General features: G+C 37.0%; 5 protein-coding genes and 1 pseudogene. 2 read left to right on the top strand and 4 right to left on the bottom strand.

Going from position 1 to position 9,039, the window contains the following annotated elements; genetic code table 11:
- Together RBR53_09785 and RBR53_09780 are read right to left on the bottom strand one after the other, a co-directional pair.
- Nucleotides 1-552 (bottom strand): annotated as a pseudogene (locus RBR53_09785) (IS66 family transposase).
- Between the two features lie 2 nt (nucleotides 553-554).
- A complete protein-coding gene (locus RBR53_09780; GenBank protein ID MDY0132945.1) occupies nucleotides 555-875 on the bottom strand; it encodes an IS66 family insertion sequence element accessory protein TnpB in 321 nt (106 codons plus the stop codon).
- Nucleotides 876-1,623: 748 nt separating this feature from the next.
- Here RBR53_09780 and RBR53_09775 point away from each other — a divergent pair.
- Complete coding sequence (locus RBR53_09775; GenBank protein ID MDY0132944.1) at nucleotides 1,624-2,547, top strand: glycine betaine ABC transporter substrate-binding protein; 924 nt, start codon at nucleotides 1,624-1,626, stop codon at nucleotides 2,545-2,547.
- A 201-nt stretch (nucleotides 2,548-2,748) separates the two neighbouring features.
- Here RBR53_09775 and RBR53_09770 read toward each other — a convergent pair whose 3' ends face one another.
- A complete protein-coding gene (locus RBR53_09770) occupies nucleotides 2,749-5,184 on the bottom strand; it encodes a hypothetical protein (GenBank protein MDY0132943.1) in 2,436 nt (811 codons plus the stop codon).
- Between the two features lie 363 nt (nucleotides 5,185-5,547).
- Between RBR53_09770 and RBR53_09765 the strand changes: the two genes are divergently transcribed.
- Nucleotides 5,548-6,747, top strand: a complete 1,200-nt coding sequence (locus RBR53_09765; GenBank protein MDY0132942.1) for a TMEM43 family protein — start codon at nucleotides 5,548-5,550, stop codon at nucleotides 6,745-6,747.
- Between the two features lie 152 nt (nucleotides 6,748-6,899).
- Here the strand turns inward: RBR53_09765 and RBR53_09760 are convergent, their stop codons facing one another.
- The gene (locus RBR53_09760; GenBank protein MDY0132941.1) at nucleotides 6,900-8,903 is read right to left on the bottom strand and encodes a methyl-accepting chemotaxis protein; all 2,004 of its coding nucleotides are present in this window, start codon (nucleotides 8,901-8,903) and stop codon (nucleotides 6,900-6,902) included.
- Nucleotides 8,904-9,039 lie beyond the last annotated feature (136 nt).

Genomic DNA, 9,039 nt, shown 5'->3' with positions numbered 1-9,039 from the left:
ACCTGTTTTTTTACTTCCGTCTTTTGATTTACCCGTGGCTTTTATTACATCACAAAACTTTCGGCGTGAATGTGCAATGCATCCCACATGCAAAACATTTTCGAGCTTGTCTATAAAATCATAGCCGCTATATCCGTCTGTTTGCACAACACCTTTATAATCTTTAATAAACCTTGATGCAGCATCTCCTGAACGAGTTGGATGATATTCAAAAATTATACACGGTTTTTCAGAGGTGCCTCCTCTAAAAACCCACATATATGATTTTGTCTGGCTTGACCTTCCTGGTTCTTTGATAACCTGAACAGTGGTTTCGTCAATATTGATTAAAGGGCCTGATAAAATTTCTTTTTTCATTGCTTCTAATACAAGCTCTAAACTTTCTGAAATTTTCTGAGCCCAGCCGCACATGGTTGCTCTGGGGATTTTTACTCCAATTCTTGAAAACTGTTTTTCCTGTCGATAAAAAGGAAGAGCATCTACAAACTTTGCTATAAGAACATGTGCAATAAGTCCTGGAGTTCCAATACATTTTTGAATAATCTGCTCAGGTATCATATCTCCTTTAAAACCAGAAGGATCTGCTTTAAGGCAGCAGAAGAAAAATTATCAGGAATATCAAGATGAAAGCCAGATTTTGAATGCAGGGTTATGGATGAATTTTTATTTATTCCAAAAACCTGATTTATTGAAGCCTGGCTGATTTCTACAACTAAAAGCGGCAAATTTTCTTTTTGCAGTTTTATCTTCCAGTAGGTAAATCTGGTATTTTTAAGATTGTTTATTCTGCAATACTCTGCCTGAGTCAGACAGGATACCTCCCATTTTGATATATGGGTCTTCCAAAAATTTTTTAAATCTGAATTTGGTTTCATTTTTACAAGCCTTTATTTGTTGGTTATTATGGCTTGTATTATAAATGGTCTTTTTATAGTTGTAAGGTGGGGTTTATTGAGCGGTTACGTTTTTATTTACACCCTGCTTAATTCAGTTGAAATAAATGCACCGCAGCAATTAACTTTTCCCTTCTCTTAAAAATAGGATTGCCAAGCAAAAGCTCTGCCCCTTACCACATCTTTCAGACTCGTTTTTAAACTCCAACTTAAAAATATAACTATAAGAAATAACAAGGTTAACTTTCACCAAATCATGGTAGGAACTGGTTACTCAGCAGACGTTTTTTTATTTAAAACAGGGATTGCACAATATAAGCTCAGAAACCAGCAAGAGGTATAAAGGCTTGGTTTAGAAATACAAAAACCCCTTCCACCAGTTTGAAGTTGACTTTCATACTAACAATGATATAATATTTAAATGAAAAAATAGCCTCCTAAATTAAACTAATTCAAAAAAATCAAAAAGTTTCAAATTTCTCCAAAAGCCTGTGGCTTTTATTATAGAGTAGCCGGACAATAAGGTTCAGACAACAAGATTTAGCAAATCTTTGGAAACTTGACTTTTGTATGAATATCTAAATTCCCAAAAAGAAAACAAAAGCATACCAAAGTAATTCAGATATTAAGATTTCCTAAAAGACTGGGGCTAAAAATTTTCACTAAAAAAATGGCAATTATACTTAAATTATAATATAATTTTAATTTTCTATTAAATAAGGGAAAACACTTGAAAAAAACTATTTTAGTATTAATAGCTTTTGTTTGTTTATCATCTGCTGTTCAAGCTGGCCAAGCAATCAGATTCGGGGTTCCGCCCTGGCCCGGTGTAACAGTTAAAACAGCAGTAGTTACTGAAATTTTGGAAACCCTTGGATACAAAACAAAGCAATTGGATGTTGGCCCTGCCATAATTTACAATGGAATGATCAATGGTGAAGTAGAAGTTATGCTTGCAGCCTGGGTTCCTCACCATAATGATCTTGTTGATCCTTTGGTTAAAGCTGGAAAAATTGACAGAGTCACTGCAAACCAGGATGATTCCATAGCCAGTCTTTGTGTTCCTGATTATGTATGGGATGCTGGAGTTCGTTCTTTTAATGATCTTGAGCCCAATGCAGACAAGTTCAATAAAACCATTTACAATCTTGAAGCTGGCTCAGGAATGAATACTGAAATGGAAAGAATCATCGACGCAAATGTCGCTGGCTTAAAGAACTGGGAACAAATGGGAAGTACTTTAGCAGCCATGATGATGGAAGTAGGTTCACAAATAAAACAAAAAAAATGGGTGGTTTTCGGCTGCTGGGCACCACACTGGATGAATACTATCCATAAAATCAAATACCTGGAGGGTGTACCTGGAACAGAAAGTTTCGTAAACCAGTCCTATATTTACACTGTTGTTAATAAAGATTTCTCAAAACAATTTCCTGAAGCTTATAAATTTCTTCAAAAATTCCAGGTCTCTGCTAAAACAGAAAGTGAGTGGATCTATTCCTTTGGATACGAAGATATAGAACCAGAAAAAGTTGCCCGGGACTGGATAGCTGCAAACTTAGACATTGTTGAAGTCTGGCTTGAAGGAGTCAACCAATCCAACGGCAAACCAGCCATGGAAATAATAAGGTCTGAATTTAAGACCCAAAAGTAAATAAATCAGGGTAGTTTTTAAACTAAAAACTGAACAACTTCTTTTTAACTCAAACAAAAGAGCGACAGATCTTCCTGCTTTTTAATTTATATATAAATTTTTCACTTTCAAATAATAAGAGGCCAAGGTATCAACCTTGACCGCTTCATTTTTTTTAAAAAACATTCAAAAACTATTCTATGAGCTCATTTTGTTTTCCAATTATTTCTTTTTACGTTTCCATATAAATAGAAAAAACAAAGGAAATGCAACAACAGGAGTTAATATAGCTAAAAATTTAGCCCAGGAAATTAGTATATTGTTTTCTCTTAAAAGTTTTGAATGGGCTTTTTCCGACATAAAACTAATGTCAACAATTTTGGCTATTTTACCAAGCATTGCAATGGGAATTGATCCTTTTGGAATATCCTGATGACAAGCCACACAAGTGTTTCCACGCTCTAAAGCATCGCGCTGTTCAAGAGTTAAAGGCATTGAAGTTGGCCAGTGAGAATCCAAAGTCTGAACCTGAGTACCGTCAGGGCGTAAAACCTGCATAAAATCACCATGCAATTCCTTGATGGCATGTATCTGCACCTTGGTAAATTTACTTACGTTTTCACCTTCGCCTGTACGAACATCTGCATAACGGGAAATATCAGGGTCAGCTCCATAACGGCCATTGTCTATTCCATATCCTATTGCAGCAGGATTTCCATGACAATCTGCACAATTACGGGTTTCTTTTGTTGTTGTATGGGGATTAAGTGGTGACAATTCCATGGCTGAATAACCGTCTTTTGTCTTTGCAACTTTATTCCAGAGAAGAGTTTTTCCGTCAAGCCCAATAACAGTACCAATGGTCTGAATAACTCCTACCAATGGGGTAACCCGCCCTTCTCCATTCACTCCAAGGGGAGGATTTTCCCAGCGCACATGGCTGTAATCCCAGGAAGTCGGGGCTCCGGGCTGAAGAACCATATTTTTATTATAATCAGCTGTTGTTCCATCGGGAAGTACTTTTTCAGCAGAATCAAGCCAGTCAACAGACTGTTTTCTATAGTCAATTGTATATTGATAACCATAATACTGGGCAGCCCAGCTGGCATGACAAGCGTAACATTCCAATTTTTCCATATGTTGGGGGATTCCAACCATGGCAGTCTTTGCCTGGGAAGGATTAGTCCATTCTTTATTTTGATTTATGGCTTTAAGAGGTGTCAGTTCAAAATCATGTCCATTTGCTGAATGAACAAGAACCTTATCACCGCGGCGAACAACATTGCCAAAGGGATTGCCTCGAGCTGAAATCAAATATCCGCCTTCTTTGTCATATACTTTGGAAAATTTACGTGTAATATCCATTGGAGCATCAGCAAGTCCACGTGGTTTATCTGCTGATGGTTTTCCAAATTCATCTCCAAAACCAAGAGGAAGTTCCCAGGGGAATTTATCAGGGGTCCCATGACAGTCTGCACACTCAACTTCAACAGTTGCAAGGGTTGTAGCTCCTATATTGCCGTTTCCGTGCATGGAAGTGGTAAGATGACAATCCTGGCAAAGTAAGCCGGAATTTTTTCCTTTTGTATCCTTCATATTATAATGAACATCTTCCTTGATGAACTTAAAAACATAACCGCTGTTTGCTTTTTGGGGATTACTGTCTTTGTCAAAAGGCCCTCGGTCAGCTCCATGTCCATAGGCCATAAGCCCCTGATAAGCATGACCAATACGACGTCCTGCAGAATGACAGGCTGCACATGTATTTACCTGAACACCTGAAAACGATGAATCATTTACATTAAGTCCTGATTTTCGGGAACCTTGCATGGAATGAGTCATAAGATGGCCTGGCTTATCTTTAGGAAGAGATTTGTCCCCTCCCTCATAATAACCTTCATTACTATAAAGGGAGTGACAGGCAGAACATCCCATACCTCTGAAATGTCCTCTGTCCTGATAACCTTTTCCACTTAAATGACAGGCATTGCAATTGCGTAAATATGTAAAAGCAGCCTGCTCGGGCATTTCTTCAATTTTTTTTAAGTCTACATCCGGAATTTGTTTAAGGCTTTTAGGAAATTGCCCTGGAAAACTTTTAGCAAGCTCCTTCATATATTTTTTATAATCTTTAGAACCAAAGGTAGGAATAATTCCATCGGGATCGTCTAGATCATGATCTCCATAAATATGATCATAATTTTCAGTACCTATACCCCAGCTCCAGGTAATAGCTTTCATTTTTCCTGCATCTGTATTCATATGGGAGCGTTTTACATTATAAACATGTTCCTGATGACATTGTCCGCAGGTATTTTCATTTACCTGCAAGGCTCCTGGTACAGGTGTAAATTCTTTAATTAAACTTTTTTCCGGAGCTCCGCTGTGAGCACGATTTTCATCTTTTATTTCTGAAGGAGTACCCCCATGACAAACAACACATCCATTGGGATCTCCTAATTTTAGGCCCTTTGCAAAAATCTCCTGCATCATGGCGGAATCAGAATTTCGTGGCACTTCCAGTCCCTGATGACAGGACAGGCAATTTTTATTTTCTGCAGGAAACAAAAATGACGATACTGGCTTGGCAGATACAGGTAAAATAAACAGACAATAACCTAAAAAAGATAAAAACACTTGTTTAAAAATTTTGCACACGCTTCCTCCTTGCTTGTTCTTTTACAGAACACTTAATTATCAGCTGGACCCATGAATGATTTTAATCAAAAAAAACAAAACAACTTCTATATTTATTTGCTTAAAAACAATGTATAAACCGTGAGTTAAAGAGATACAATAATTAATTAAAAAAACATCTTATACTTAAAAAATTCTTGTCCTGTTAACTGTAAAACAATGTTCATCAATGCGAAGACACTAACAACAAGGACATATAACTCTTGACACTTGAAAACAATAATAGCATTTAAATGAAGATTCCAAAATTATAATTTAATTTTGGCAGCTTATTCTCAACTATCTAATACAAAACATCAATTATTAGGGAAAAAGGAGGAAGAGATGTCAGAAGACAGTTTTACAGAAGTAACAACCAAATCATGGTCAAGTCGTATTAAGGATGCGTTAACAGGAATTGTGATTGGTTTAATAATGATTATTGTTGCATTCCCTGTACTTTTCAAAAATGAAGGAAGATCTGTTTATAGATACAAAAGCTTAAAAGAAGGCGGGGGAATTGTAGTTTCAATCCCTTCTGACAATGTAGATCAAAGCAACGAAGGAAAACTAGTTCATTTAACCGGCCTGGCTGACACCGGTGAAATACTCAGAGATCCTATTTTTGGAGTTTCTGCAAATGCCCTTAAAATAAAACGAGAAGTGGAGATGTTCCAATGGGCGGAAAGTTCATCCAGCAAAACAGAGAAAAAATTAGGAGGAGGAACAGAAACTACAACAACCTATACTTATAGCAAAAGATGGTCCTCCACACCTATCAGCTCTTCCAGCTTCAGAAAACCAGAAGGGCATCAAAACCCGGGTTATTTCCCATATGAGGCCGCAGAACTAGCAGCCGAAAATGTAACACTTGGAGACTTTGACCTTTCTCCCTCCCTTGCAAAAAAAATAAACAATTATGTTCTCCTTCCAATTGACAATGAAACTCCTATTCCCGAAGAAATTAGAGCCACAGCCAAGGTACAGCCTTCAGGTATTTACATCGGCACCAGCCCTTCATCTCCAGAAATTGGGGATACAAAGATAAGATTTATGATAACTAAGCCCACAACTGTAAGCGTTATAGCAAAACAAACTGGAAATACCTTTGCACCTTATTCAACTAAAGCTAAAGGAAAACTGGAAATCCTTCAAAAAGGTTCTCACAGTTCAGAGGAAATGATCGAAAAAGCCCAGGCAGCTAATAAGATGATGACCTGGCTTTTAAGAGCTGTTGGGTTTGCTTTAATGTTTATTGGATTTAATATGGTTTTCAAACCATTGTCTGTACTAGCAGATGTATTGCCCATACTTGGGACCATTGTTGGTGCGGGTACAGGCCTTATCGCATTTTTGCTGGCAGGAATTCTTTCATTAATAACCATTGCCATAGGATGGATTTTCTATCGTCCTTTACTGGGTATAATTCTGCTAGCAGCAGCAATAGGACTGGCAGTGGTAATAATAAAAAAGTTAAAAGCTGCAAAAAAACCGGCTGAACAAACACAGGAAATGAGCGAAAGCCTTGAGCCTGCTGGAGAATAAACAATTATTCAGTGTTTTTCTTGACCTGTAAAAGCTAAGAAACTATGGGGACCCCATACTTAATATATCCTTAAAATCAAGTATGGGGGTCCCCTTTTCAAACAAACAATTACTAATACCTAAATTTAAACTTTTCTTGCCGAAACCACTTGTTATATCTTAAAATTTCCAACTATTTTATTCAGCTCCTGAGCCTGATCAAGTAAATCTTGTGAACTTTGTTTGATTCTACCGCCGCTACTTGAAATATCCAAAGAGGCTGCTGAAACCTGAGCAATATCTAAAGTTATATCTGCTGCCACATCAGAACTTTGGCTTAGATTTTCGCTAACTTCCTGGATACCTCTACTTGCCTCGGCTATATTGCTTGCAATTTCATCTGTAGCTGAAGCTTGCTCTTCAACAGCGACAGTTATGGTTGATATTATATTATTTACCTCCCTGATTACTGAAGATATCTGACCAATACCTTCTTCAGTTGATTTTGAGGTAATTTGAACATTATCAATTAAGTTTTGAATATCTAAAGTGGCATCAGCTGTCTGCTGGGCAAGCCCTTTTATTTCATTTGCCACTACAGCAAATCCTTTACCGGACTCTCCTGCTCTTGCAGCTTCAATTGTTGCATTAAGTGCCAACAAATTAGTCTGTTCTGAAATTTCAGTGATGGCTTCCGTAACTCTGCCGATTTTATTGACAGCTTCGCCAAGATTTTTCATCTGTTCAGAAACATTGCCTGCCTGTTCAACAGCCTTTGAAGAAACATTCTCTGCTTTTTCAGCATTGTGAGAAATACCGCTAATTGTAGCTCTCATCTCCTCTGCAGCAGCAGCTACCATACTTGCTTTTGTTGAAGACTCTTCCATGGCTGAAGCAACCCTGTTAAAATTAGAGGTCATTTCCTCAGATGATCCTGCAACACTGGATGAACGAGCTGACATATCTTCAGCACCAGTCAGTAATTTGGAAGATATATCGGAAAGCTGTTCCGAACTGGTTACTGCATTGGAGGAGTTTTCACTGACCAATTTTACCATTTCTTGAAGCTTTTCAATAAAATAGTTGAATGAATAAGCCATTTCACCGATTTCATCCTTTGATTTTATGGTAAGCCTGGTGGCTAAATCACCTTGAGTTATTTTTCCTATGGCTTTGGTAACTGAATCTATGGGATTAGCTATAGAGTTAGCCAAAAAAATTCCTATACAGCCAAAAAAAGCTGTTATCACTGCACCTAAAATTCCAATTATTCGCAGCATGGAATATACCTTGGCCATTATCTCCTGCTTTTCTATCAACCCGACAAGCTTCCACTTAAACGAAGGGGAAGTATATATGCTGACGGCATATTCTATACCATTAATTTCTACTTCAAAGCTGCCTTCTTTGTATTTATTAATTTCGTTAAACGCCGGGATATCAAGTTCCCCAAGATTTTTAAAATTAAATTCAGGGGTCTTTGGATCAGCCAAAATCACCCCATCATCCTGAATAAGCATAAGATATCCGGTTTTGCCAATTTTAGTGCTTTTTATTAAATCTGTCAGTGCTTTAAGACTCACATCAATCCCAACAACTCCTACAATTTCATTTCCTGATTCCACAGATCGTGTAACGGTTAACACTGCGTCTCCTTCTCCTGTTGCTGTTTGGTAGGCCTTGGAAATTGTGGCTTTGCCAGGATTATCCATAGCTTGCTTATACCAGGGTCGAGTCCTGGGATCAAAGCCTGGTGGTATTTTAACCTCACTGGCCAGTGACAAGCCACCATACTTTGAAGCAGCATATAAATCCACATAAGCTTTATGCGTTTTATATAAACTTTGAATCAGGTGTTGAATTTTTCGCTCTGTAAACCCAATTTTAAATTCAGGAGTGGCCTTGGCAATGGTTTCATTTATAAATGAATTCATTGATTGATCCATGTCTTTAACAGCAGAATGTTGAGCAAAAAGATTGGTGTTTGCTTTAATTTCCTCTAGAAATAAAGAAAGAGATTTTTCTATATGATTTAACTCATTTCCGGTTGAAGTAAAAAAGCTCTCCATAGAGTTTTCACGAATAGTATAACTAATAAAAACACAGATAAGTATAATTGGTAAAATAGTTGAACTGACTATAGACAATAAAAGTTTTCTTTTTAATGTGATTTTCATAATTACTATCCTTAAAATAGATTAGTTTTTCTTAGCTTTTACTTTTAAGCTTCTAGTTTTTACCTGAGTTTTTAAATTTAACAACCAATATCACTTTTAAAATATGGTTTCTAACAATTTTTATAGACTCTTTAAT

Source organism: Desulforegulaceae bacterium, assembly GCA_034006035.1.
In the GTDB taxonomy this organism is placed as follows: domain Bacteria; phylum Desulfobacterota; class Desulfobacteria; order Desulfobacterales; family JACKCP01; genus JACKCP01.
Note: the sequence above shows the minus strand (reverse complement) of the source record. Positions and strands in the feature narration are given on the sequence as shown.